This is a genomic window from Streptomyces sp. NPDC056144, from assembly GCF_042264145.1.
In the GTDB taxonomy this organism is placed as follows: domain Bacteria; phylum Actinomycetota; class Actinomycetes; order Streptomycetales; family Streptomycetaceae; genus Streptomyces.
Window position 1 is genome coordinate 164,871 of the sequence record NZ_JBHJVF010000012.1, and the last position, 23,084, is coordinate 187,954.

General features: G+C 73.9%; 29 protein-coding genes. 13 read left to right on the forward strand and 16 right to left on the reverse strand.

The window, feature by feature from the left end; all coding sequences use genetic code 11:
• Positions 1–89: 89 nt before the first annotated feature.
• The 4 genes from ACFC0Z_RS29100 (at position 90) to ACFC0Z_RS29115 (ending at position 4,231) form a co-directional block, all read left to right on the forward strand.
• Complete coding sequence (locus ACFC0Z_RS29100) at positions 90–1,622, forward strand: MFS transporter (protein ID WP_376444039.1); 1,533 nt, start codon at positions 90–92, stop codon at positions 1,620–1,622.
• Between the two features lie 97 nt (positions 1,623–1,719).
• The gene (locus tag ACFC0Z_RS29105; RefSeq protein WP_376444041.1) at positions 1,720–2,391 is read left to right on the forward strand and encodes an HAD family hydrolase; all 672 of its coding nucleotides are present in this window, start codon (positions 1,720–1,722) and stop codon (positions 2,389–2,391) included.
• An 82-nt stretch (positions 2,392–2,473) separates the two neighbouring features.
• On the forward strand, positions 2,474–3,706 hold the full coding sequence (locus ACFC0Z_RS29110; RefSeq protein WP_376444044.1) for a glycosyltransferase: 1,233 nt from the start codon (positions 2,474–2,476) through the stop codon (positions 3,704–3,706).
• Between the two features lie 12 nt (positions 3,707–3,718).
• The gene (locus tag ACFC0Z_RS29115) at positions 3,719–4,231 is read left to right on the forward strand and encodes a methylated-DNA--[protein]-cysteine S-methyltransferase (RefSeq protein ID WP_376444047.1); all 513 of its coding nucleotides are present in this window, start codon (positions 3,719–3,721) and stop codon (positions 4,229–4,231) included.
• Between the two features lie 28 nt (positions 4,232–4,259).
• On the opposite strand, the gene ACFC0Z_RS29120 is transcribed toward ACFC0Z_RS29115, so the two are convergent.
• From ACFC0Z_RS29120 to ACFC0Z_RS29150, 7 genes are all read right to left on the reverse strand, one after another.
• Positions 4,260–4,916: an alpha/beta fold hydrolase gene (locus tag ACFC0Z_RS29120; RefSeq protein ID WP_376444050.1), complete on the reverse strand. Its 657-nt coding sequence runs from the start codon at positions 4,914–4,916 to the stop codon at positions 4,260–4,262.
• Between the two features lie 144 nt (positions 4,917–5,060).
• Entirely contained in the window at positions 5,061–5,765 is a 705-nt protein-coding gene (locus tag ACFC0Z_RS29125; protein WP_376444052.1) for a DUF6230 family protein, read from the reverse strand.
• Complete coding sequence (locus tag ACFC0Z_RS29130; protein ID WP_376444055.1) at positions 5,762–6,418, reverse strand: hypothetical protein; 657 nt, start codon at positions 6,416–6,418, stop codon at positions 5,762–5,764. The genes ACFC0Z_RS29125 and ACFC0Z_RS29130 overlap by 4 nt, the downstream gene beginning before the upstream one ends.
• A gap of 8 nt (positions 6,419–6,426) precedes the next feature.
• Complete coding sequence (locus ACFC0Z_RS29135; RefSeq protein WP_376444057.1) at positions 6,427–6,828, reverse strand: DUF6114 domain-containing protein; 402 nt, start codon at positions 6,826–6,828, stop codon at positions 6,427–6,429.
• On the reverse strand, positions 6,822–7,592 hold the full coding sequence (locus tag ACFC0Z_RS29140; RefSeq protein WP_376444059.1) for a DUF6230 family protein: 771 nt from the start codon (positions 7,590–7,592) through the stop codon (positions 6,822–6,824). The genes ACFC0Z_RS29135 and ACFC0Z_RS29140 overlap by 7 nt, the downstream gene beginning before the upstream one ends.
• Positions 7,589–7,981 (reverse strand): DUF6114 domain-containing protein, encoded by a 393-nt coding sequence (locus tag ACFC0Z_RS29145; RefSeq protein WP_376444062.1) that lies wholly within the window; start codon positions 7,979–7,981, stop codon positions 7,589–7,591. Before ACFC0Z_RS29145 ends, ACFC0Z_RS29140 begins: the two co-directional genes overlap by 4 nt.
• Positions 7,982–8,198: 217 nt before the next feature.
• Entirely contained in the window at positions 8,199–8,879 is a 681-nt protein-coding gene (locus ACFC0Z_RS29150) for a cholesterol esterase (RefSeq protein WP_376444065.1), read from the reverse strand.
• A gap of 136 nt (positions 8,880–9,015) precedes the next feature.
• On the opposite strand from ACFC0Z_RS29150, the gene ACFC0Z_RS29155 reads away from it, so the two are divergent.
• The gene (locus ACFC0Z_RS29155; RefSeq protein WP_376444067.1) at positions 9,016–9,633 is read left to right on the forward strand and encodes a TetR family transcriptional regulator; all 618 of its coding nucleotides are present in this window, start codon (positions 9,016–9,018) and stop codon (positions 9,631–9,633) included.
• 9 nt (positions 9,634–9,642) lie between these two features.
• Here ACFC0Z_RS29155 and lepB read toward each other — a convergent pair whose 3' ends face one another.
• Positions 9,643–10,257 (reverse strand): signal peptidase I, encoded by a 615-nt coding sequence (gene lepB, locus ACFC0Z_RS29160; protein WP_376444070.1) that lies wholly within the window; start codon positions 10,255–10,257, stop codon positions 9,643–9,645.
• 129 nt (positions 10,258–10,386) lie between these two features.
• Entirely contained in the window at positions 10,387–11,406 is a 1,020-nt protein-coding gene (locus ACFC0Z_RS29165) for an AraC family transcriptional regulator (protein ID WP_376444072.1), read from the reverse strand.
• 197 nt (positions 11,407–11,603) lie between these two features.
• On the opposite strand from ACFC0Z_RS29165, the gene ACFC0Z_RS29170 reads away from it, so the two are divergent.
• On the forward strand, positions 11,604–12,020 hold the full coding sequence (locus ACFC0Z_RS29170; protein WP_376444075.1) for a Rieske (2Fe-2S) protein: 417 nt from the start codon (positions 11,604–11,606) through the stop codon (positions 12,018–12,020).
• Here the strand turns inward: ACFC0Z_RS29170 and ACFC0Z_RS29175 are convergent.
• Entirely contained in the window at positions 12,007–12,696 is a 690-nt protein-coding gene (locus tag ACFC0Z_RS29175; protein WP_376444077.1) for a cysteine hydrolase, read from the reverse strand. The two genes, ACFC0Z_RS29170 and ACFC0Z_RS29175, sit on opposite strands and share 14 nt — an antisense overlap.
• A gap of 123 nt (positions 12,697–12,819) precedes the next feature.
• Here ACFC0Z_RS29175 and ACFC0Z_RS29180 point away from each other — a divergent pair, with 123 nt between their 5' ends.
• Positions 12,820–13,278: a pyridoxamine 5'-phosphate oxidase family protein gene (locus ACFC0Z_RS29180; protein WP_376444080.1), complete on the forward strand. Its 459-nt coding sequence runs from the start codon at positions 12,820–12,822 to the stop codon at positions 13,276–13,278.
• Between the two features lie 47 nt (positions 13,279–13,325).
• Here ACFC0Z_RS29180 and ACFC0Z_RS29185 read toward each other — a convergent pair whose 3' ends face one another.
• A complete protein-coding gene (locus tag ACFC0Z_RS29185) occupies positions 13,326–14,243 on the reverse strand; it encodes a LysR family transcriptional regulator (protein WP_376444083.1) in 918 nt (305 codons plus the stop codon).
• A gap of 74 nt (positions 14,244–14,317) precedes the next feature.
• Between ACFC0Z_RS29185 and ACFC0Z_RS29190 the strand changes: the two genes are divergently transcribed.
• Positions 14,318–15,313 (forward strand): DMT family transporter, encoded by a 996-nt coding sequence (locus tag ACFC0Z_RS29190; protein WP_376444086.1) that lies wholly within the window; start codon positions 14,318–14,320, stop codon positions 15,311–15,313.
• A 69-nt stretch (positions 15,314–15,382) separates the two neighbouring features.
• On the opposite strand, the gene ACFC0Z_RS29195 is transcribed toward ACFC0Z_RS29190, so the two are convergent.
• Positions 15,383–16,717: an aminotransferase class I/II-fold pyridoxal phosphate-dependent enzyme gene (locus tag ACFC0Z_RS29195; RefSeq protein ID WP_376444088.1), complete on the reverse strand. Its 1,335-nt coding sequence runs from the start codon at positions 16,715–16,717 to the stop codon at positions 15,383–15,385.
• Positions 16,718–16,757: 40 nt separating this feature from the next.
• Here ACFC0Z_RS29195 and ACFC0Z_RS29200 point away from each other — a divergent pair, with 40 nt between their 5' ends.
• Both ACFC0Z_RS29200 and ACFC0Z_RS29205 read left to right on the forward strand, forming a co-directional pair.
• On the forward strand, positions 16,758–17,453 hold the full coding sequence (locus ACFC0Z_RS29200) for a pyridoxamine 5'-phosphate oxidase family protein (protein ID WP_376444091.1): 696 nt from the start codon (positions 16,758–16,760) through the stop codon (positions 17,451–17,453).
• Between the two features lie 23 nt (positions 17,454–17,476).
• Entirely contained in the window at positions 17,477–18,121 is a 645-nt protein-coding gene (locus ACFC0Z_RS29205; protein WP_376444094.1) for an FMN-binding negative transcriptional regulator, read from the forward strand.
• Positions 18,122–18,163: 42 nt separating this feature from the next.
• On the opposite strand, the gene ACFC0Z_RS29210 is transcribed toward ACFC0Z_RS29205, so the two are convergent.
• From ACFC0Z_RS29210 to ACFC0Z_RS29220, 3 genes are all read right to left on the reverse strand, one after another.
• Positions 18,164–19,132: a DMT family transporter gene (locus ACFC0Z_RS29210; protein ID WP_376444096.1), complete on the reverse strand. Its 969-nt coding sequence runs from the start codon at positions 19,130–19,132 to the stop codon at positions 18,164–18,166.
• 179 nt (positions 19,133–19,311) lie between these two features.
• Complete coding sequence (locus ACFC0Z_RS29215) at positions 19,312–20,319, reverse strand: DMT family transporter (protein ID WP_376444099.1); 1,008 nt, start codon at positions 20,317–20,319, stop codon at positions 19,312–19,314.
• A gap of 41 nt (positions 20,320–20,360) precedes the next feature.
• On the reverse strand, positions 20,361–20,906 hold the full coding sequence (locus ACFC0Z_RS29220; protein ID WP_376444102.1) for a Clp protease N-terminal domain-containing protein: 546 nt from the start codon (positions 20,904–20,906) through the stop codon (positions 20,361–20,363).
• Between the two features lie 196 nt (positions 20,907–21,102).
• Here ACFC0Z_RS29220 and ACFC0Z_RS29225 point away from each other — a divergent pair, with 196 nt between their 5' ends.
• Together ACFC0Z_RS29225 and ACFC0Z_RS29230 are read left to right on the forward strand one after the other, a co-directional pair.
• Positions 21,103–21,327, forward strand: coding sequence for a hypothetical protein (locus ACFC0Z_RS29225; RefSeq protein ID WP_376444103.1), 225 nt, complete (start codon positions 21,103–21,105; stop codon positions 21,325–21,327).
• 68 nt (positions 21,328–21,395) lie between these two features.
• Complete coding sequence (locus tag ACFC0Z_RS29230) at positions 21,396–21,824, forward strand: SRPBCC family protein (RefSeq protein ID WP_376444106.1); 429 nt, start codon at positions 21,396–21,398, stop codon at positions 21,822–21,824.
• A gap of 73 nt (positions 21,825–21,897) precedes the next feature.
• Here ACFC0Z_RS29230 and ACFC0Z_RS29235 read toward each other — a convergent pair whose 3' ends face one another.
• A complete protein-coding gene (locus tag ACFC0Z_RS29235; protein WP_376444108.1) occupies positions 21,898–22,518 on the reverse strand; it encodes a PadR family transcriptional regulator in 621 nt (206 codons plus the stop codon).
• Between the two features lie 168 nt (positions 22,519–22,686).
• On the opposite strand from ACFC0Z_RS29235, the gene ACFC0Z_RS29240 reads away from it, so the two are divergent.
• Positions 22,687–23,061: a hypothetical protein gene (locus ACFC0Z_RS29240; protein ID WP_376444111.1), complete on the forward strand. Its 375-nt coding sequence runs from the start codon at positions 22,687–22,689 to the stop codon at positions 23,059–23,061.
• Positions 23,062–23,084 lie beyond the last annotated feature (23 nt).

A 23,084-nucleotide genomic window follows, 5' to 3' on the forward strand; every position in this document is an offset into this window, starting at 1 on the left:
CGGCCGGGCCGGTCGCAACCCGACCGGCCCGGCCGGTGTTCCCAGAGACGTACCGGCCTCCCCGGCAGGGAGGGCAGAGGGGAGACACCGTGCAAGCCACCACCACGGGACGAGCGGGAACGGGCGGCATCGCGCTGCTGGTCCTGCTGATCGGCCAGGCCATGGCCAACATCGACCTGGCGATCGTCAACCTCGCCGCGCCCGCCGTCAGCGCCGACCTCGACGTGAGCAGCTCCGAGCTCACGCTGATGGTCACGTCGTACGCGCTCTGCTCCGCCGTGTTCATCGCCCCCGCCGCCCGGCTCGGCGAGCGACACGGCGTGCGCCGGGTGTACCTGTGGGGCCTGGCCCTGTTCACCCTCGCCTCGCTCGCCTGCGGCCTCGCGACCGGCTCCACCGCCCTCATAGCCGGGCGGTGCCTGCAAGGCGCCGCGACGTCCCTGATGACCACCCAGGTCCTGGTCGGCATCCACCGCTGGTTCACCGGGCCCACCCGCGCCCGCGCCCTCGGGTGGAACGCGGTCACGCTCTCCGGCGGGGCCGCGCTGGGCCAGGTCCTCGGCGGGACCCTGGTCTCCGCCGACCTCTTCGGCACCGGCTGGCGGGCCGTCTTCCTGCTCAACGTGCCCATCGGCGGCCTGATCCTGCTGCTCGGCCTCGCGCTCCTCCCGCACGACCGGCCGACGGACGCGGAGGCCGGTGCCGGTGGCGGTGCCGGTGCATGTGCCGGTGGCGCCCGCGGCGAGAACGACGTCCCCGGAACCGTGCTGCTCGCCGCCGCCACCCTCGCCGTCCTCGTCCCGCTCAGCGTGGACGGACCCGACTGGCTCTGGATCCTGCTCGCCGCCGCCCTCCCGCTCTCGGTCCTCCTGGTCCGCACCGAGCGGGGGGTCATCGCCCGCGGCGGCAAGCCCGCCCTCGACCTGCGCCCGCTCGGCGCCCCGACCGTCCGCTGGGCGCTCGGCGCCTACGCCGGCACGACGCTGACCTACATCGCCATGCTCTACCTGCTCTCCCTCCACCTCCAGGAGCAGCTGGGACTCCCGGCCTGGCAGGCCGGCCTCGTGCCGCTCGGCTGGGTCCTCGCCTTCGGCCTCGCGGGCCCCGTCCTGGGCCGCTCCCCGGGGGCCGTCGCCCGACTGCTCCCCATCGTCGGCTGCGTCCTGCTCACCGCCGCGTACGGGCTCGCGCCCGTCGTCCCGACCGGGTCCGGCACCGGCATCTGGCCGCTCACGGCCGTCCTGTGCGTCGGAGGCTTCGGTCTCGGCCTGACCCACACCTCCCTGCTCAACCTGCTCACCACCGCCGTCCCGCCGCGCTTCGCCGCGACGCTCAGCGGAACGGTGAACACGCTGTCCACGGTCGTCGGCGTCACCGGTGTCGCCCTGTTCGGCGCCGCCTACCCGTGGCTCGGCCGCAGCGACTGGGCCGGACCCACCACCGCCTGGGCCCTGACCTGCGCGGGACTCGCCCTCGTCAGCGCGCTCTGCGCGGTCGCCGCACTGCGCGCGGTCACCACGGCACCCGACCCGGCGGAGGGCCCGGATCAGGCCGGTGCAACCGACGCGCCCGCGCCGGTGTTCACCACCAAGAAGGGCCCCGGCAGCCCCACCGAGGACTGACGCACCTCCCTCCACGCAACCGCACGCCCCGCACCACGCACCACGCACGGCGAAAGACGTACGACGCACCACGGACGCACCACGAAGGGCACCCGCCATGACCGAGACCGAGCTCCACCCCCTCCAGGCCAAGGCCGCGCTGTTCGACCTCGACGGCACCCTCGTCGCCACGGAGCACCGCAGCCGCGCCGCCTGGACCCGTCTCTTCACCAGCCACGGCCTGCCCTGCGACGACGCCCTCCTCGCGACCTTCGTCGGACGGCGCGGCCAGGAGGCCCTCGCCGACCACGTCCACCGCTTCCCCGGCCACACGGTCGACGAGCTCTTCGAGGAGGCCTGCGGCTACCTGATGGGCCCGGACAGCCCGCCGCCGTTCGCCGTGCCCGGTGCCGCCGAGCTCCTCGCCGACCTGCATGACCGGGGCGTGCCGCTCGCCGTCGTCACCTCCGGCCTGCGCGCCCATGCCACCGAGCTCCTGGAGCACGTCGGCGGCGCCGGCCTCTTCCAGGTCATCGTCACCGCCGAGGACGTCAGCGTCGGCAAGCCCGACCCGCAGGGGTACCTGGCCGCCTGCGAGGCCCTCGGGGTCCACCCCGCCGACGGCCTCGCCTTCGAGGACGCCCCGGCCGGCATCCGGGCCGCGCAGTCCGCCGGGCTGCGGTGCGTCGCCCTCACCACCACCCACGCCGAGGCCGACCTCGCCCACGCCGACCTGGTGCTGCCCGACCTGACCGGACTGCGCTGGGCCGAGACCGTCGACGGCGGCTGACCGCCCGCCGCCGCGCGCCGCCCGCCACCCGCCGCCACTCGCCACCCGCACACCCGCCCGACACCGCTGGGGAGACGACACCATGTCCGCCGCCCGACCGTCCGATCCCGCCGCGCTGGCCGCCGCCGCCACCAGCAGCCTGGTCCTGATCCACGACCCGGTCTCCCGCACGGTCGCCCCCGACTACTGGGACTGGGCCGCCGACGCCCACCAGGCCACCGCGAACGCCGTCACCTCGCTCGACGACGACCGGACAAGGACCGCGGCCGGCCGTCTGGCCGCCGATCCCGCCGACGACGAGGCAGCCCGGGAGCTCACCGCCGCGCTCACCGAGCTCCTGCGCCGCCCCGGCGGCGAGGACGAGGCGGTCGAGGCCCTGCGCGCCCGCGCCGCCCGGACCGAGTCGCTCTCCCGGCTCCTCTTCCAGCCCGGTGCGCCCGGCCGGCCCGCACCGACCGCCGAGGCCCCGGACACCGCCGCTCTGCTCGCCGCCCTCTCCCGCAAGCCGCACGGCGGCACGCACCCGGTGGACGCCGCGATCGTCATACCGTTCCGCGCGCCGGACGACGCCACCGGCCGCGTCCGCAACCTGGCCGCCGTGCTCAACGCGCTGGCCGACCAGTCCCATCCCCGGGACCGCTACCGGGTCGTCGTGGTGGAGAGCGACGAACGGCCGCGCTGGCGCGAGGTGTTCGCCGATGCCTGCGACGCGTACGTGTTCGCCCCCGACCCGGGCCGGTTCAACAAGTCCTGGACGGTGAACGTCGGCGTGGTGCACGGCGCCCGCCCCGCCGAACTCGTCTGCGTCCTGGACGGGGACATCCTCGTCGACCGGGACTTCGTCAGCCGGGCCGTCGAGCGGTTCCGGCAGCCGGGCACACAGGCGCACTGGCCGTTCGAGGACATGCTCTTCCTCGACCCCGCCTCCAGCGCCCGGGCCGTCCGGACGAGATGCCTCGACGCCGCCGCCGACCCCGGCCAGAACCGGCTGCGCGGTGTCCATCTCCGCAGGCCGCCGGGCGGCTGCGTCTGGCTGCGCGAGGACCTGTTCACCCGTATCGGCGGCATGGACGAGCGGTTCTGCGGCTGGGGCGGCGAGGACCAGGACTTCGTGTGGCGCACCGAGCGGTACGGCCCGATGGACCGCCACCGCGACCCGATCGTCCACCTCCACCACGACCGCGCCGCCCACCGCGGCGACGACGGCGTCCCCTTCTACGAGGAGGTGGAGCGCGCCGGATTCTGCAGCTGGCCCTGCGACTCCGACTTCGGCCGCCTCGACAAGAACGCCCCCGCCACCGTCGCCACCCCCTAGGCTCACCCGACCATGGACATCAGACACACCGTCATCCCCACCGACCTCGGCCCGGTGACCGTCGTGGCGCGCGACCGGGCCCTCGTCGGCCTGTACTTCGCCGAGCACACCCGCCGCCCCGCCGAGGAGACCTTCGGCCCCGGGGTCGGCCTCGACGAGGACCCCCTCCTCGCCGAGGCGGCCCGGCAGCTCCGCGACTACCTCGCCGGGGACCGCCTCGACTTCGACCTGCCGCTCGCGCCCGCCGGGGACGGCTTCCAGCACGCCGTGTGGAAGCTCGTCGCCGCCGTCCCGCGCGGCGAGACCACCACGTACGGGGCCATCGCCCGAGGTCTGGGCGACCCGAAGCTCGCCCAGCGCGTCGGCCAGGCCGTCGGCGCCAATCCGCTCTGCGTGTACGTGCCCTGCCACCGGGTCGTCGGCGCGGACGGCTCCCTCACGGGGTACGCGGGCGGGCTCGCCCGCAAGCGGGCCCTGCTCGACCTGGAGGAGCCGACGGCGGAGGACGCCTCCCGCCTCTTCTGACGGGTGCCCCCCCCACCCACCAAGGCGCTCAGCCGTGCGACAGGAGCGAGGCCGTCAGCTCCGCCGCGCGCCGGTGCCACAGGTCGGCGCCCCGCAGCATCGCGTGGCCGCCGCTCGGCATCGGGATGCCCGCCGCGTCGACCCCCGCCGCCCGGGCCCTGCGGACGAAGTCCCAGGAGTCGCGGGCCGAGGTGACCCGGTCGGTCTCGTCGTGGAGCAGGTACAGCCGTCGTCCGTCGAGGTGGTCCACCGGTTCGTCCGGCGGGCACCAGGGCGCGAGGGCGACGACGCCCCGGACGGCGGGGGCGCCCGCGGCGCGCAGCGCGGCCCGGCCGCCCATGGAGTGGCCCACGAGGACGACGGGCACGGGCCCCGCCCGTTCGCGCAGCGTGGCGAGGGCGGACATGGCGTCCCGCGCGGCGTCGGCGCGCGGGCCGTTCCAGCCGCGGTGCCGGTAGCGCACCTCGGCGACGAGCACGTTCCTGCCCCGGACGGCGCGCGTCACCGCGTGGGCGAAGGGCCGCATGCGCAGGGCGGGCAGGTTGAGGGCGGGCGGCGGCTCGGGGCCCTCGGCGCGCCCTCCGTGGAGGAGCAGCACCGCCGCGGCGGGCACGGCGGGCGCGCTGCGGACGACCAGCCGCGCGTGGGCCGTCGCGCGGGCCGTGTGTCCGAGACACTGCGCCATCAAGGCCTCCAACTCGCTTGCCGCTTCCTCGGGCGCGAGGCCGCCCCTGACGCCGGGGCGACCACCGTGAAGGGCGAAGTCTGCCAGGTCGCACCGATTATCAGATAGGGCCGCACCGAAGGAACTCGCGGGTTCCCGCGCCCGTCACGGCGTGCCGGGTGTACCCGTCGGATCGGCCGGCGCAGGGCAGGCGACCGCGCCCGGCTTCACCGACAGCTTGAGCTTCGGCGTGGCGAGCAGTCCGGGGATCTGGAAGTCCTGGGCCGTGCCGACGATCCGGTCGAACTTGGCGTACCGCGCCTGGATGCCGAAACGGTGCTGCGGGCTGTTCAGCGGGTTCACGACGTACGCCCCGGAGGCGTCCTTGACGGTCTTCACGTCGGTGCCGTTGACGTTGAGGTCGACGATCCCGTCCATGTCGAGGACGCCGGTGGCGCTCCGCAGGTCGAGGACGGTGTTCTGCGTCCGGATCTCCCACGAGCCGGGGTTGTCGTCGCCGAGGGTCAGCATCAGCGTGTACGTGGCTCCCGCGATCTGCTGCTTCTGGCTCAGGCACAGGCCGTTGATCACCCCGTCCGCGAAGCCCATGCGCAGCACCCGTACGGGGGCGGTGGAGCCGTCGGGCCGTACGACGGTCTGGTCGACGACGGCGGCGCCGTACTGCGTCCCGTACAGGCTGCTGGTGGTGAAGTCGACGGGCCGGTCCTGGATCTGGAGGCCGACGGCCAGCGCGCCGCTCGCCATCGCGGAGCCGATCCCGCCCGCCGCCAGGAGGGCGGGGGCGGCGACGGCGAACGAGCGGCGCCAGTGGGTGCGGCCCTCGACGGCGGTCCGGTGTTCGGGGTTCATGGCATGGTCACCGAGATGGTTCCGGGGAGGTGGACGGGGTTGTCGGTGGAGTTCAGTGCCGCGTGGTCGTCGACCGTGCGGATCGCGTAGATGTCGCCGACGAAGTCCTCGGCCCCGGCGGTGAGCGGGATGAGCGAGCCGAAGAAGTCGAGCAGGCCCTGCACCCCACAGATCTTGAGGAGGACCCGGACGCAGACGTTGGTGATGTTCCCCCACATCGTGGTGGTCTCGGCCTTGCCCGCGCTGTCGTAGCCGCCGAGCGAGCCCTCGCCCGGCACGTCGATGGTGACGGTGTGCCCGGCCGCCGACCGCTGGGTCACGTTCATGTGCGAGCGGATCTTCAGTTTGGTGAAGGTGTACTGGGTCGTCGTGCGCGTCGTCCCGTCGGAGAGGCGGATGGTGACGTTCTTGTCGACGGTCATCGACACGGCGACCATGCTGTCGATGGTGACGTGGAGCGGGTCGGGCGCGGGCAGGAAGGGCACGCCGAGCGGCTCGACGGCGGCCGCCGCGCGGGCGGCGGCGCTGCTCGGCTGCCCGGACCAGACGGCGGTGGCGACGGCGAGCGCGAGGGCGAGGGCGACGGCCACCCCCTTGTGCCGCGCCCGGCGCGCACCCCCGTCCCGCGCCCGGCGCGCGGCCGCCTCTCGCACCCCGCGCCTCATCCCTCCACCGCCGCCCGGCCGCGCGGCCGCTTCACTCCCCAGCCGACCATCATCGATCCGCCGAGAATTCCGAGGACCATCCCGAGCAGGAAGCCCCCGAGGTTGGAGACGACGAGCGAGACGACCGCGAGGACGGCCCCGATGAGCCCGAAGGTGTAGCGCTGCGCGGGCAGCGCCATCGGGATCAGACCGCAGAGGATCATCCCGCCGCCGACGAGGTACCCGGCCACTCCCCCGAAACCGGTGCTCACGATCAACTGGAGCGAGCTGAGGGAGAACTTGAGGACGGTCCACCCTCCGGCGACCATCCACACCCCGCCCCAGAACGGCCGGGTCCGCCGGAAGGCCGTGAACCACCGGAGCCCGGTGCCGACGGCCGCCGACGCCCGCCTCAGCACGCCGTCGCCGTTCCCGCGACGACCCTGATCTTCAGGTCGGGAAGGACGAGCGCCCCGGCCATCTCGGCGTCGTACGCCGTCGCGTTCAGGCCGCGCAGGTTGATGGAGCTGCCGCCCTCGCCGCCCGCCGAGCCGAGTCCGAACCCGCCGGGCAGCGCGCCCGTGAGCGGCTTCCCGGCCACGGTGACCTGGTCGGCGGACTGGCCGAGGACCGCGTTCTGGAGGGTCGTCGGCCCGTACGCCTGGAGTTCGGTGGCCTGGATGTAGAGGTTCGAGGCGTCGATGTCGGTGGTGAACGGGCCGGTCGGGGTGGCCGTCACCTTCTGGCCGCCGGTGAGGAGGAGCGAGTACGGCACTCCGGCGATCGTCTGGTGCACGATCCCGCAGAGCCCTGCGAGCCCGGCGCTCGCGAAACCGACGCGGGCCATCGCCGTGTTGGTGGTCGTGGTGCCGTCCGGGCGTCCGACGGCGGGGGTGTTGACGATGGCGCCGAAGCCGGAGCCCTGGACCCCGTTGGAGGTGAGGGTGAAGGGCTGGCCGGTGACGCTGAAGTTGGCGGCGAGGGCGCCCTGCGCCAGGGCCGTACCGAGGACGCCGACGGCGAGCGCCGACGGGACGAGGGCGAGGGCGCCGCGTCCCCAGCGCGTGCCGCGCCGGGTCCCGTCGCCCGCCTCGGTGAGCATCCGGGTGTTCCACTCCGCCGCGAGGCGGGCGCCGTGCGCGGGTATCCGGGCCAGGCGCTTCACGTGCTTCGGGCTCTTCACGCCGTTCCCCTCCCCAGGCGCACGCGCCGGCGGCCGGCCGGCTTCTCGGGCAGCCAGGCGAAGGCCATCGAGCCGCCGAGGACGGAGAGGACCATGCCGACGAACAGACCGCCGAGGTTCGACAGCGGGAAGGAGGCGACTCCCGCGATCACGGCGATGACACCGGCCGTGTGGCGCTGGGTCGGCAGCAGGAGGATGAGCAGGGCCATCGCCATGAGGACGACTCCGCCGGCCATGCCCGCGATGCCTCCGACGCCGACCTGGAGGATCTTGCCCAGCGGTGCCATCGGCAGGAAGAAGATGACGAATCCGCCGATGGCGGTCCAGACGGCGGCCCAGAACGGCCTGGTGCGTCGCCAGCCGCGGAACGCGAGGCGTGCGCGGCGCACGGCGGAGGCGTCGGAGGCCTGCTCTCCGATCGGCTCGGCGGGCGACGGCGACGGCGACGGCGACGGCGACGGCGGTGATGACGATGGCGGCGGCGACGGTTCAGCGGTCATGAGGGGCCTCGCAGTCGGCGGGATCGAAGGCAGGGTGGGGAGTGGGGCCGGAGATCCGCGCCCACGAGGGGGACACGGATCTCCGTTCCGATCGGACGAGCGGGTGTCAGCAGGGCTTGTCGCCGTGCGCGATGCCGATGGCGAGGTCCGGCAGGGTGATCGCGCCGGAGATCGTCGCGCCGTTGGCATCGGCGGCGAGGTTCTTGATGTCGGTACGGCCGCCGGTGGCGTCCAGGCCGAACTGGCCCGGGGTGCCGTCGTTGATGCCGGTCCCCTTGATGGCGGCGCCGTCGGCGGCGGCACCGATCACGTTCGGGGTGGCGTCGCTGGCGTTGAGCGTGGCCGTGGCCGCCTTGAGCGCCTGGGCGTCGAGCACGAGCTTGTTCGCCTGGAGCCCGGCCCCGGCGACCAGTTGGTCGCTGGTCAGGGGGGTCGCCGCCGCCGGCGAGGAGATGTTCAGCGACCAGGTGCCGAGGCTGCCGATCACCGGAAGGTTGACCGACTGCGTGGCGTGGACGCAGATGCCGTCGAGGCCCGCCTTGGCGATGCCGACCTCGGCGGCGCCCTTCGCGCCGCCCGCGTCGATGGTGTGCATGACCGCGCCGATGCCCTGCGAGGCCGCCACGGTCTTGGAGCTGAGGGTGAACGGGACGCTCGTCAGGGAGAGGTTCGCGGCGAGCGCGCCCTGCACCATCGCCGTGGCCATGGCCGCGACGGCGGCCGTGGCGGGCAGGGCGAGGAAGGCGGATCTGCGCCAGCGGGTGACGCCTCGGGTCTCGTGCTGCATGGGATGTCTCCAACCGTCGTGCCGCAGTGACCGAATGACACTCTGCGGCTGCCTGTTCGAGAATTGGACACTCTCGTCAGAACTGTCAACGCTTCTGACAATCCTCGGGAGAATTCCCCTGGTCTAGGCTTGGCCGATGCCACGCTTCAGGGAGACGGTCCGGACACTGCTGCGCGAACGCCTGCTGGACGCCGCGTACGAGGCGGTCGCCGAGCGCGGCTTCGACAAGCTGCGCATGGCGCACCTGGCGAGCGCGGTCGGCGTGAGCCGCCAGACGCTGTACTCGGAGTTCGCCTCCAAGGAAGCGGTCGGCGAGGCCCTGTTCCAGCGCGAGTTGGAGCGCTGCCTCGTGGGCATCCAGGAGGGCCTGGACGCGCACCGGGACGACCTGCGCGCGGCCGTCGAGGCGGCCGTCGGCTTCACCCTGCGGCTCGCCGGCCGCAATCCCCTGATCAGGTCGATGCTGACCAGCACCGGCGAGGAGGGGCTGCTCCCCTACCTCACCACCCGCTCCGCCGCGGCCTTCGCCACCGCCACGGCGATGGCCGACGCGTACGTCACGGAGGTGTGGCCGGACGTGGACCCGGTCGCGCGGGATCTGGCCGTGGACGCGGCGGTCCGGCTGACCGCCAGTCACATCGTCCAGTCCACCACCTCGCCCGAGGAGTCGGCGCGAAGGATCGCGGACACGGTGCTGCGGGTCGCCCTGAGCACCGGTCACGAGAACCACGCGCAACCGCCCACGGCCCCATAGGGGAAAGGTCTACGGCCCCGGCCCCTCCTCCTTCTCCTCCTCCAGTACGGGTCGCCCGCCGAGCCCCGGCGACGCGGAGAAGGGGTACGCCCGCAGCCCGACCCGGCCCTCGACCCGGTCGAGCCGCCCCCAGCCGTACGCCCGGGAGTCGTCCGACAGATCCGGGTTGTCGCCCAGGTAGAAGAACGACCCCTCGGGCACGGTCCGCAGTTCGGCCCGCGACGACCGGGCGCCGTCGGGCCCGCAGCAGGCGCCCGTACGGTGGGCCTGCTCGGCCCACTGCCCCGCCACCACACGGAGGACGGGCCCCTTCCCCCCTTCCTGGAGGAGGACGTCGAAGGGCCGCTCGGGCGTGGAGACGATGCCGACCCGGTCGCCGGGCAGCGCGATCACCCGCTTCACGAGCAGCGCGTCCCTCCCGGTCGCCCGCAGCAGGACGACGTCGAAGCGGCGCGCCTCGCCCGCCGATCCGGGGGCGACGAGCACACGGTCGCCCTCGTGGAGGGTGGGCACCATGCTCGTACCGTCGACGCGGACGCCGAGCGAGGTGACGGCCACGCCGGCGAGGACACAGAGCAGGACTCCTGTGCCGAGGACGGCACCGGCGACACGGCGCGCGTTCACGGCCGGGCGGTGGGGTCCGGGGGCCAGGAGGCGGCGCCGGACCGGTCGATTGCGGTCATGGCGGGACCGTAGGCCGGGCAGTGGGCGGCGGCTGTGACCGTACCGCTCAGAGTTGTTGACCGGGAGGTCTCACCCGCCGCGCACCTGATAGGCCCGCGGCGTCTCCCCGGTCCAGCGGCGGAACGCCCGGTGGAACGCGCTGGGTTCGGAGAACCCGAGCTGCCGCGAGAGCCGCTCGATGGAGACCCGTCCGCCGGTGAGCGCGGCGATGGCGTGGTCGCGCCGGACCTGGTCGCGCACGCGTTGGTACGTGGTGCCCTCGGCGGCCAGCCGGCGGCGGAGGGTCTGCGGGCTGACGGACAGGCGCTCGGCGAGCTGCTCGGGCGTCGGCACCGGCGCCACCGGCAGCGAGGTCCCGATCAGGTGCCGCACGCGGCCCGTGACCGTACTCGAACCGCCGTAGTCGGCGCAGACGAGGAGGGCGACGGGGGCGCGGCGGAGGAAGACCCTGAGGGCGTCCGCGTCCCGCAGGACGGGTTCGTCGAGGTCGGACCGGTCGAAGACGGCAGCGGTGCGGTCGGCGCCGAAGACGCAGGGGGCGCCGAACAGCAGGGCGTACTCCTGCGCGTGGCGCGGCTCGGGGTAGGCGAACTCGACGCGGCGCAGCCCGATCCGGCGGCGGATGAGCCAGCCGGCGAAGCGGTGGGCGACGAGCACGGTGGACTCGGCGCCGAAGCGGAGGGGGTCGTCGTAGCCGGTGACGTCGAACTCCATCCGCGCCTCGTCGCCGCCGGGCGGCTCGACGAGGCGGAAGCGCGGCCCGGAGGGGAAGAGGGAGTAGAAGGCCTCGCTGCGCCGGAGGGCCTCCCGCAGATCGCGGCTGCCGTGGACGACGGCGTGGCCCATCATCGCGAAGGTGCCGAGCTTGCTGGGTGCGCCGCCGAAGCCGATGAGTTCGTCGTCGAGAGCGGTCCAGAGCATCCGGACGAGCCGTCCGAACTGCTCGGCGGGGACGCGCGCGTGATCGCCGCCGAGGGCGTCGGTGTGCAGCCCGGCGCGGGCGAGCAGGGGCGCGGCGGGGACGCCGCCCCGCTCGGCGCCGAGCAGCGCGGCCCGTACGTGGTGAACGCTGACCGACCTCGTCGGCATGCGCGCCCCCTCCGTTCCCACCCTGCCCTGCCCTGCCCTGCCCCGTCACGAGATTGACACTTACCTTGCCGGGTGTCCAGGATCCGACACTCTACCCAGAACTGTAAGGCCCTCGAAGCGGCGAACCTGTGAACGGGGCACAGGTCGCACCCGTACCGTCGGATCCCGACAACGGACGAGGGAATGAGAGGCAGTTCATGAGCGGAGTGGCACGCAGGACGGTGGTCGCGGCGGCGGGTGCCGCGGGCCTCACGGCGGCGCTCGCGGCCTGCGGGGGCGACGGCGGCGACAGCAAGGACCCGGGCCAGGAGGGCGGGGAGCAGGCGGGCGCCACGCTGGCCCTGACCGGGGACATCCCGGTGGGCGGCGGCAAGGTCCTCGCCGACAAGGGAGTGGTGATCACCCAGCCGAAGGCCGGCGAGTTCAAGGCGTACTCGTCGAAGTGCACCCACGCGGGATGCGCGGTCAGCGCCGTCAAGGACGGCGTGATCGTCTGCCCGTGTCACCAGAGCCACTTCGACGCGTCGGACGGCAGCGTGAAGTCCGGACCGGCACCGGCTCCCCTGCCGCCGACGCCGATCCAGGTGGTGGGGGACAAGATCAGCTTCGGCTGACCTTTCCGCCGCCCGCCCCTTCCACTCCGCCGCGCCGGGGTGCCTTCCAGCACCCCAGCACCTCGTCGGTGGTGGTGATGGTCGCGACGAGGGCGAGGGTGTTGCGGATCATCGCGGGGGTGTAGTCGGCCGGCACCCCCGCGATGGCGTCGGCGGGCACGACGACCGTGTAGCCGTGGTTCACGGCGTCGAAGACGGCGTTGGGCACGGCGACGTTGGCGGAGACCCCGGTCACGATCAGGGTCCGGCAGCCGAGGTTGCGCAGCAGCGCGTCGACGTCCGTGCCGGCGATCGGCGAGAGCCCGTGCAGGCGCCGGACGACGAGGTCCTCGTCGGCGACGACGATCGGTTCGGCGATCCGTACGGCGGTGCTGCCGCTGTGCTGCTGCACGGGAAGCCGCGCGGCGGCGTGGAAGAGCCGCGCGTTGGCGTTGGCGCCGCGCCCGTCGGGGCGCCGCTCGGCGACGGCGTGGATGACCTGGACGTCGGCCTCGTGGGCCGCGTCGACCAGCCGCGCCACGTTGCGCAGGGCGCCCGACGAGCGCGCCACGGCGGCGAGTTCGGGAAGCGCGCTCTCCGCGCCCACGACTCCCCGCTGACATTCGACGGTGAGCAGTACGACGCCCCCGTCCGGTCGGATCGACTCCGCGAGCCGCTCCTTGGCGCTGGATCCCATGCCCTCCCCTTCCCCTCGCTCTCCCGCTTGATCCCCTTGATCCCCCGCCCTCGCTCTTGCACACGGGCGCGGGGCCCTCCATGCTTTCTGACGTCCCGTCAGAAAGCCAGAAGGGTGCGGACGATGACCGTCGCACAGCGCCGTGGGCGCCGGATCATGATGACCCCGGCCGAGATCGACTCCTTCCTCGCGGAACAGCGCACCTGCCGGGTGGCGACGGTGTCGGCCGACGGCCGCCCGCACCTCAGCGCGCTCTGGTTCGCCTGGGACGGCACCTCGTTGTGGTTGTACTCGATCACCCGCAGCCGCCGCTGGGCGGAGCTGCGCGCGGACCCGAGGATCGCCGTCGTGGTCGACGCGGGCGAGGAGTACGGCGAACTGCGGGGCGTGGAGCTCGCGGGGGCCGTGGAGTTCGTCGGCGAGGCACCGCGCACGGGCCTGCCGTGCCCCGAACTCGACACGCCCGAGCAGCTCTTCGCCGCGAAGAACTTCGGCATGGACTCCATGCCGCACGACGGCAGGCACGCGTGGATGCGCCTGACACCGGAGACGATCACGTCCTGGGACTTCCGCAAGATCTGACGGTCGCGACCCCTCGGGGCGACCCCACGCGGACCGGACGACACGGGTTACGCGGTGCCCGCGGCCCCCGGCACCGCCTCCGCCGCGGCCCGCAGCGCGCCGACGACGGCCCGCACGGAGGGCCGCCGCCCGGCGTCGGTACGCCAGGTGGCGTAGATGTGCCGCCGCATCGTCTGCCGTACGGGAACGAAGACGACGCCCTCCGGCAGGGGCCGGCCGAGCCGGGGCGTGACACACACCCCGAGCCCCGCCGCGACGAGCGCGAGCTGCGTGTGGTGCTCCCCGGCGAGGTGCCCGATGCGCGGCTCGATGCCCTGGGAGCGGAGCGTGAACATCAGCCAGTCGTGGCAGAACTCGCCCTCGGGCCACGAGACCCACTCCTCCTCGGCGAAGTCCTCCAGGTCCACCGTCCCGCGCCCGGCCAGCCGGTGACCGACCGGCAGGGCCACGTCGGCGGAGTCGTCGAGGAGATGGGCCCGTTCGAGCCCGCCGGGAACGGGCGCGCGCTTGTTGCTCCAGTCCAGGACGATCGCGAGGTCGGCGTCACCGCGGAGCACCGCGCGCACCCCGGGATCGGGCTCCAGCTCGGTGGTGCGGACGAGCAGGTCGGGGTGGGCAGCCCGCAGGGAGGCGAGCGCGCCCGGGATGAGACCGCGGGCGGCCGTCGGGAAGGCGGCGAGCCGCACCTCTCCGACGACCTGACCGCGCTGGGCCTCGATGTCGGCCTGGGCCATCTCGACCTGGGAGAGGATGCGGGCCGCGTGCTGGGCGAGCAGGAGGCCGGCGTCGGTGAGCCGGACCCCACGGCCGTTCTTGGCGAGCAGCTGCTGCCCGACCTCGCGCTCCAGCTTGGAGAGCTGCTGGGAGACGGCGGAGGTGGTGACGTGGAGCCCGTCGGCGGCCCCGCTGACGGAGCCGTGCCGGGCGACGGCGTCGAGGGTGCGCAGGCGCTCCAGGTTCAACATGTAAGGAATGCTAAGGGAAGGGGTCGAGGAATTCTCGCTTGTCCTACGAGATCACCCGCGCCCACCCTGGACCCATGAGCTCCGCACCCCTCCCCGCCCGCCGCCTCGACTGGCGGATCCGCTTCGGCGCGCTGTCCCTCGTCTGGGGGTTCAGCTTCCTCTTCATCAAGGTCGGTACGGAGGGGTTCGCGCCCCTTCAGGTGACGTTCGGGCGGCTCCTCTTCGGTACGGCGGTACTGGCCGTCGCGATCGCGGTGAAGCGCGACCGGTTGCCGCGCGGAGCACGGGTCTGGGCCCATCTGACCGTCGCGGCCTTCCTCCTGAACGCCCTGCCCTTCGCGCTCTTCGCGTACGCCGAGCTCACCATCCCGTCCACCCTGGCGGGCATCTGCAACGCGACGACGCCGCTGTGGGGCATGCTGCTCTCCCTGGTGGCCCTCTCGGAGGACCGCCCGACGAGAATCCGCGCGGCCGGCCTCGGCCTCGGCTTCGTCGGCGTCCTGACGGTCCTCGGCGCGTGGCAGGGCTTCTCGGGCCTGGACGTGACGGGCACCGCGCTGGCGCTGCTCGCCTCGTTCAGTTACGCGGTGGGCTGGATCTACGTCCGCAGGACGCTGAGCCGCTCGGGAACGTCACACCTGGCCCTGGCGGGCTCCCAGGTGGGCCTGGCGACGCTGCAACTGGCGGTGGTCACCCCCTTGTTCACCACCGTCCCGCACAGCGTCCCGCTCCTCCCCCTCCTCTCCGTGGTGACCCTCGGCGCCCTCGGCACGGGCTGCGCGATGCTGCTCCAGTACGGCCTGGTGGCGGAGATCGGCCCGACGACGGCGGCGATGGTCACCTACTTCATCCCGGTGATCGCCGCGGCGGCGGGTGTGGCGCTCCTGGGGGAGCGCCTGGCGTGGAACACGCCGGTGGGCGCGGTGGTGGTCCTGGCGGGCGCGGCCCTGACCCAGACGACACGGCGCCCACGGGGCCGCGCCCCGTACGGACCGACGGCCGGAAGCTCACCGGAGGACCGGCCCGAACCCGCCTTCCGGCCAGGCCCGTCCTCGACCCGGAACACATAGCCGTACGGACCCCGCGAACGAGCCCCGCCGGCTCCGCACCGCCTCCCACCCCCAGCTCCGCACCGCCTCCTACCCCCAGCTCCGCGCCACCCCCGCTCCCGCCGCCCCCGCGACCGCCTCCCCCAGCGTCTCCACGTCCTCCCGCGCGAGCCCGGACACCGTGAGCCGTACCGCCGGCCCCGTCTCCATCCGGAACCGCGCCCCCGGCGCCACCGCCCAGCCGGCCGCGAGCAACCGGGCCACCGCGCCCGTCTCGTCGGCGACCGGAACCCAGACGTTCATGCCGCCGCGCCCGTGCGCCTCGACGCCCCGCCGGGCGAGCGCCCGCACGAGCGCGTCGCGCCGCTCCCCGTACGACGCCGCGACGACGGCCGGGTCCACCGCGCCCGTGGCCCAGAGGTGCGCGACGGCACCCTGGAGGAGCCGGCTGACCCACCCGGGCCCGAGCCGTTGCCGGCCGAGGACCCGGTCGACGCTCTCCGCGTCGCCGGTGAAGGCCGCGACACGCAGGTCGGGCCCGTACGCCTTGGCGACGGACCGGACGAGCACCCACCGGTCGGTGACCCCGGCGAGCGGGTGGAGCGCCTGGGAGACGATGCCGTGCCCGTGGTCGTCGTCGACGACGAGGACGTCCCGATGGGCGGCGAGCACCCGCCGCAACTCCCGCGCCCGCGCCTCCCCCACGCACGCCCCCGTGGGGTTCTGCGCCCGGTCGGTGACGATCACCGCCCGCGCCCCGTCCCGCCGGACCGCCCGCTCGATCCCCTCCGGCAGGGGCCCGTCGTCGTCCACGGCGACCGGTACGGGCCGGAGCCCGAGCGCCGGTACGAGGTCGAGCAGGCTCCCCCACCCGGGGTCCTCGACGGCGACCGCGTCGCCGGGCCGCAGGTGCGCGACGAGCACCCGCTCGATGGCGTCGAGGGACCCGGAGGCCACGCCGACGGGCCCGCCGGGCACCCCGTCCGCGTCGAACGCGGCCCGCGCGAGCCGCGCGAACTCCTCGTCGACGGGCGCCTCCCCGTACATGCCGGGCCGCTCCGCGTACCGCCGGGCGACCGCCGCGAAGGCCTCGCCGAGCGGCGGCAGGAGCGCCGGATCGGGGTTGCCGTTGCTGATGTCGCGCACCCCTGCGGGCGCGTGGACCCGGAGGGACCCGCGCGCGGTCGTGGCGGGCCGGGGCCGGACGCGGCTGCCGCGCCGCCCGTCCGTCTCGATGACCCCGCGCTCGCGCAGGGTCCGATACGCGGCGGCGACGGTATTGGGATTGACCCCGAGCGTGGCGGCCAACTCCCGCATGGGCGGCAGCAGTTGCCCGGGCTCCAGGGCACCGAGCCCCACCCCTCGCTCCACGCTGGCGGCGATGTCCGATGCGCGACGACCCTCGATCCGATACTCTCCTAGCACAAACCACACTATGCACTAGTGCAATAAGGATCGCAACTCCATGACCATCGACATCTCCACCACCGCCGCCTCCCCCGCCCCCGCCTACACCCCCACCGACCGCACCACCCCCACCCGCAAGCGCGCCAGAGCCTCCTACGACAAGGACCTCGTCCACGGGATACTCGACACCGCCTACGTCTGCCACCTCGGCTTCGTCCGCGACGGCGCCCCCGTCGTCCTCCCCACCCTCTTCGCCCGCGTCGACGACCGCCTGTACGTCCACGGCTCCACCGGCTCGCGCCCCCTCCGCGCCGTCGGCGACGGCGTCCGGGCCCCCGGCCTCCCGGTCTGCCTCACCGTGACCCACGTCGACGGCCTGGTCCTCGCGCGCTCGGCGATGCACCACTCCCTCAACTACCGCTCGGTCGTCGTCCACGGCACCGCCCACCAGGTCACCGACCCCGAGGAGCTGCGCACGGCCCTCGACGCGCTCGTCGACCACGTCGTCCCGGGCCGCTCCGCCGACTCCCGTCCCGCGAACGCCAAGGAACTCGCCGCGACCGCCGTGATCCGCCTCGACCTGGACGAGGTCTCGGCGAAGGTCCGCGCGGGCGGCCCGAACGACGACGCAGAGGACCTCGCCCTCCCCCACTGGACCGGTGTCGTCCCCGTACGGACGACGTACGGGACCCCCGTCCCGGCCGACGACCTGAACCCGGCGACGGCACTCCCCGACTACCTCACCGCCCTCTGAGAACCGAGACACGGAGAGCTCCGATGCTGATCCACCCCTGGGACGCGGCCCACGACGAGAGCGAGTGGCGGGACTGGCTGGACCGCCACGACTTCGGCCAGCTCGCGGTCAACGGCCTGCCCGGCGAGCCGCCCTGGGTGCAGCCGGTCCACTTCCGGTACGAGGCGGGGCCCGGCCCGTACGGCCGTGCGCTGACCCACCTCGCCCGCCCGAACCCGCTCTGGCGGGCGCTCGAGGCGAACCCCTCGGTCCTCCTGAGCGTGGTCGACGACTACGTCTACGTCCCCGGCCCGTGGACGGCCCCCGAGGGCGCCCCGCCCGAGCACGGCACCCCCACCTCGTACTACGCGGCCGTCCAACTGCGCTGCACGGCCCGCGTGGTGGACGACCCGGCGGAGAAGGCGGCGCTGCTCAACCGCCAGGTCGACCACTTCCAGCCGGACGGCGGGACCGCCCCGGCCGCCCCGGGCGAGGCCCCCTTCGGCCGCCTCCTGTCGGGCATCCGGGTCCTGGACCTGGCCGTGACGGAGGTACGGGCGAAGTTCAAGTACGCGGGCAACAAGCCGCAGGAGGTCCAGGACCGCGTCGGCGCCCGGCTCGTCGAGCGCGCGGGCCCGGGCGACCTGGCCGCCCGGGCCCACCAGCTCCGCCGCCGCACGGCCGGCTGACGGCCGGCCGGCAACCCGCGCTGCCCATGCGAGCCTGCCGGCTCACACCGCCACGGCCTCCCGCCCGCTCTCGCGCCCGGCGCCTTCCCGCGTCTCCGCGAAGGCGAGCCCCAGCACGGCGGCGAGCAGCAGCAGCGTGCCGAGGACGATCGCGGCCGTGAGCCGCTCGCCGAGCAGCGAGACGGCGATCAGGGCCGCGCTCACCGGTTCGAGGAGCATGATCACGGAGACGGTGGCGGCCCGGACGACCGCCGCCCCGGCGAAGTAGAGGGCGTACGCGAGGGCGGTCGGCACGGCCGCCACGTACACGAGCAGCAGGACGACCCGTACCGGCGACGTCGTGTGCGGGACGAGCCCCTCGGCGGCGGCGAACGGCAGCAGGCCGACCGCGCCGATGGCGAAGGCCCAGGTGGTGGTGGCGAGGGCGTCCGTACGGCCGCCGTCGCGGCCGAGCCATCGGGTGAGCAGGGTGATCGCCGCGTACCCGGCGGCCGAGACGACCGCGAGGATCACGCCGAGCGGCCGCACCTCCGCCGCGCCGCCGCCCAGGACGAGGACGACGAGTCCGGCGAGCGCCCCGGTGACGGCGAGCACGCCACCGCGTCCGAGCCGCTCCCCCATGGTGATCCGGGCACCGACGGCGATGAGGACGGGGCCCGCGCCGAGGGTGACGACGGTGCCGACGGCGAGGCCGGTGGCCTGGACGGCGGCGAAGTAGGCGCTCTGGAAGACGGTCAGGCCGATTCCGGTGCCGAGGATGCGCGCCGCGCGCCGGCCGCGGGATTCGGCGACGGTACGGGCCCGGCCGCGCCGGGGCCGCAGGGCCAGCGCGGCGAGCAGCAGGACGAGGCCGCCGACGCAACGCCAGAAGGAGAGGGCGAGCGGGCCCATGTCGCTGACGCGGAAGATCAGCGAGGCCGCGGCACCGGCGGTGCCCCAGGCGATCCCGGCGACGACGAGGAAGAGGAGGCTCCGCCCTACGGACAGGGCGGGTCCCGAGGAGTTCGACACGTGTGTGCTCCGTGGAAGACAGAAGACGGGAAGGAAGGCTGGTCGTCGGCTCCGCGCGGGCAGCGACGAACCGCCCGGGGGCGTCAAGCCGCCCACCGGGCCCGGTCTTCGTCAGGAAGTGCCGCCGCGCGCGCTAGGCGGCGGGCGGCGGAAGCACGGTCTTCTGCATGCGCGCCACCCTAGGAGGGGGTCCGTCCGGTCGACAACTCGGTTTCCCGCGCCTCGGTGTCACGCGCCTCGGACGCACCCGCCGACCCGGCCACCGGCTCGGCCGGTGCCGCCTTGGGCGTCGACGACTGAGCGATGAACGCCCCGACGAGGACCAGCGCGCCGCCGAGGATCTGCGGCGCGTCCAGGTGCTCGCCGAGCAGCACCCAGGCGAGGACGGTCGCGACGACCGCCTCCAGGCAGGCCACGACACCGGCGACCTGCGGGGAGAGCTTGCGCACCGAGACGACACCGGTGACGTACGCGAGAACGGTCGCGATCAGGACGAAGTAGCCGATCAGCAGCCACGCGGGCACGCTGGTGCCGTTCATGTCGGCGCTGCCGCCGAGGACCGTCCAGTCCATGCCCCACGGCCGGGCCACGACGGTGAGGACGAGGGCGCCGATGAGGAGCCCGTACGCGATGACGCCGATCGGGTCGGCCTGCTCGGCCTCGCCCGCGCCCTGGTCGGAGAGGACGAAGTAGCCGACCTGGCAGCAGGCGGCGGCGAGCGCGAGCAGCAGCCCGACGAGGTCGAAGCTCAGCCCGGACCAGACCTGGACGACGCAGGCGAGGCCGCCGACGGCCAGGACGACGCCGACGGCGGCGGCGCGGGTGACGGGACGGCGCTGGACGAAGCGGACCCAGCCGAGGACGAGGGCCGGGGCCAGGTACTCGATGAGCAGCGCGACGCCGACGGGGATCCGGGAGATCGAGGCGAAGTAGAAGGCCTGGACACCGGCGACGGCGAGGAGACCGAAGCCCGCGAGGAGGGCGGGTTTGCGGCGCAGGAGGTCCCGGTGGCGCCAGGCCACGGGAAGCATGACGAGCGCGGCGCCCGCGACGCGCAGCCACACCACGTGCAGCGGGTCGAGACCCGCCTCGATCAGCGGCTTGGCCGCCACTCCTGAACCACCGAATGCGAAGGCCGATGCCAGGGCTAGTCCCAGGCCGGCGCTTCTCCCCTGAGACGCGTGCATCGGGCCATGATGACAGGACGCCGTCAGGCGCGTAACCCCCGTTACACCTGTTGAGACGGCAGGGCCGCCATCCCGGTGATCCGGGCGCTCACGGCGGCCGGGTCGACCCCGGCCCGCCGCAGCACCTCGACGGCCCTGCACCCGGGCTCACCTGCGACGACGAGGGCGAACAGATCGAGGGCGCAGACCTGCTCGGCGCCGCGCCCGGCGGCCCTCAGGACGGCTCCTTCCAGCGCCGCGACGGCGAAGGGCGACCACCCGGGGACCGCCTGGACGCCCGCCCCCTCGCCGGGACCCTCCACCGTGCGCTGCCACCGCAGGCCGTACCCGATGGAGCGCTGGGCGAGATAGCCGAGGACGCGGGCGAGCTGACGGTCGCCGTCGAGGACCGCGACGACGTCCGGGTCGGACTCGACGAGCGCGTGGAGGAGGTGCGCGGTGTCGACCTGGCGGTCACCGTCCCGGAGGGCTCTCCGGCGCGCGCCCGACAGGGCCACCACGAGCGAGGGCGCCAACAAGGAAGAGGATTCGGTACGGGCGAGGGACCGCCCGAGCGGCGCGGGAAGGCGGGAGTCGGGAGGCTGCACACTTCCACCTCATCAGGCCGGGGCCGTCGGCGCATCGGCGGCGAGGAGCATGTCCGCGTCCCACCGGGGGTGGGCACGGGTGCGCGGCGCCTCCTCCTCACGGAGGAGATTCCGACGGATCCCGCCCAGGGGCGCGCGCCGACTTGCATTACGCCCCCTCTGCAACCACAGGCCCATTGCCGTTCGTCCTACGATCGTGTTCTGGATGGTGGCTCTGCTCGCGGTCGACGGGCGGCAGTACGTGTACCGGGTGTACGCGCCCCGGGAGGCGCTGCCCGCCGATCTGTTCTGGGCCGCGTTCCACTGCCACGAGGAGGACGGGGCACCGCGCGCCTCCGACAGTTTCGACTCGGCGGAGATCTGGCGGATCGGCGACGGCGCGGGACCGGCCGCCGCAGAACTGACGGTTCATCAGTATTGAATGTTCGCGGCCACCCGGCTACGTTCCGCGACACCGGAACGAGTTGGCACGCCTGAAGGGGTGGTCGCATGGCCGAAGTCAGCGCGGAGGCACGGATCGAGGCGCCGGCCGGAAAGGTCTGGGAGCGCCTCACGGACTTCTCCTCGTACGGGGAGTGGAGCGCCACGCACACCAGCTTCCCGAACGGCGGCCCGGAAACCCTGGAGGCGGGCGCCACCTTCACCGAGAACATGAAGATGATGGGCTTCCCGGCGGAGGTGCTCTGGACCATCGAGGAGCTGGAGACCGGGCGGACCCTCGCCATCCGGGGCAAGGGCCCGATGGGCGTGATCGTCGGCACGCGCTACTCGCTGGCGGCGGACGGCAAGGCGACGACGATGCGGATCGACGGCGAGTTCACCGGTGCGGCGGTCTCGCTGATGGCGGGCAAGCTCAAGGACTCGGCGACGGCGGCGCTGACGGAGTCGCTCCGCAAGCTCGCGGGCCTGGTGGCCTGACCGCGGACACACGAGAGGGCCCCGCGACACGACGTCGCGGGGCCCTCTCCTCACATCCCGGCCTCAGTCGACCTCAGTCCTCGTCGGCCAGAATCAGATAGAGCTTCTTCCGGGCGTCGTTGATCACGCCCACGGCCTTCTGCCGCTGTTCGGCGGTGCCGGTCTTCCAGACCTGCCCGAACGCCTCCATCAGACCGAAGCCGGCCTGCCGGATCTCGTTCACGGCCTCCCAGTCGACCCCGCGCCCGGCCTCCTCCCACGGAGCGTCGGGCCCTTCCTCGGCCTCGGCGCGCCCGGCGTCGGTGAGCGTGAACAGCTTCTTGCCGCCCTCGCTCGCGCTGGTGATCAGCCCCTCGTCCTCCAGCATCTGGAGGGTCGGGTAGACCGAACCGGGGCTGGGCTTCCAGGCCCCGTCGCTCCGCTCGCCGATCTCGCGGATCATCTCGTAACCGTGCATGGGGCGGTCCTTCAGCAGCGCCAGGATCGACGCGCGCACGTCACCGCGCCGCGCCCTTCCCCGGCCGCCACCGCGCCCGCGCCCGCCGAATCCCGGCCCGAAGGGCCCGGGTCCGAACCCACCGGGCCCGAACGGCCCGAACGCCCGCCGCCCCTCGAATCCCCCACGAGGTCCGGGGCCGCAGGCCCCCCGCCCGGCTCCGTGTCCGTTTCCGTACTCGTGTCCATGTGAACGCATCGCAACGCTCCTCTCTCGAAAGTCATCGTCGAACTGTCGCGATGCCTCAACGATATATCGGAACTGTTCGGTGAGCAAACAAGCGAGCCAAAGGCGCGTCTACGATCACCCCCATGACCGAGGGCCGGGCAAGGCCGCCGCCCTCACGTCCGACGACCGGAGCCCGCCGTGCACGTCAGATGCCTGCGCATCACCCATCCCGCCGCCGACGTCCCCGTCGCCGCGTACGACGGTGTCCGTGTCGGAGGCGTCTACCCGGTCCTGGAACTCGTCGCCCACGACATCGACTGCCAGATCCGCGTCCTCGGGCCGAGCACCCCCGACCCCGGTCTGCTGTGGGACGCCGCCGACTTCGAGACGGTCGACGCACGCGTACCGCCCGGCTGGACCCTGGTCATCGCCGACGGCCGCACCCGCCTCGCCGACGCCGACTGGCAACACCCGGACTTCTGGGCCGACTTCCACCGCGGCGATCCGCAGGCCCTGGCCGCGTACGCGCGCGTGAAGCGCGAACTCCTGGGCGCCGCCCCCGACGAGGCCTGACGTCCGCCCGCACCACGGCCGAT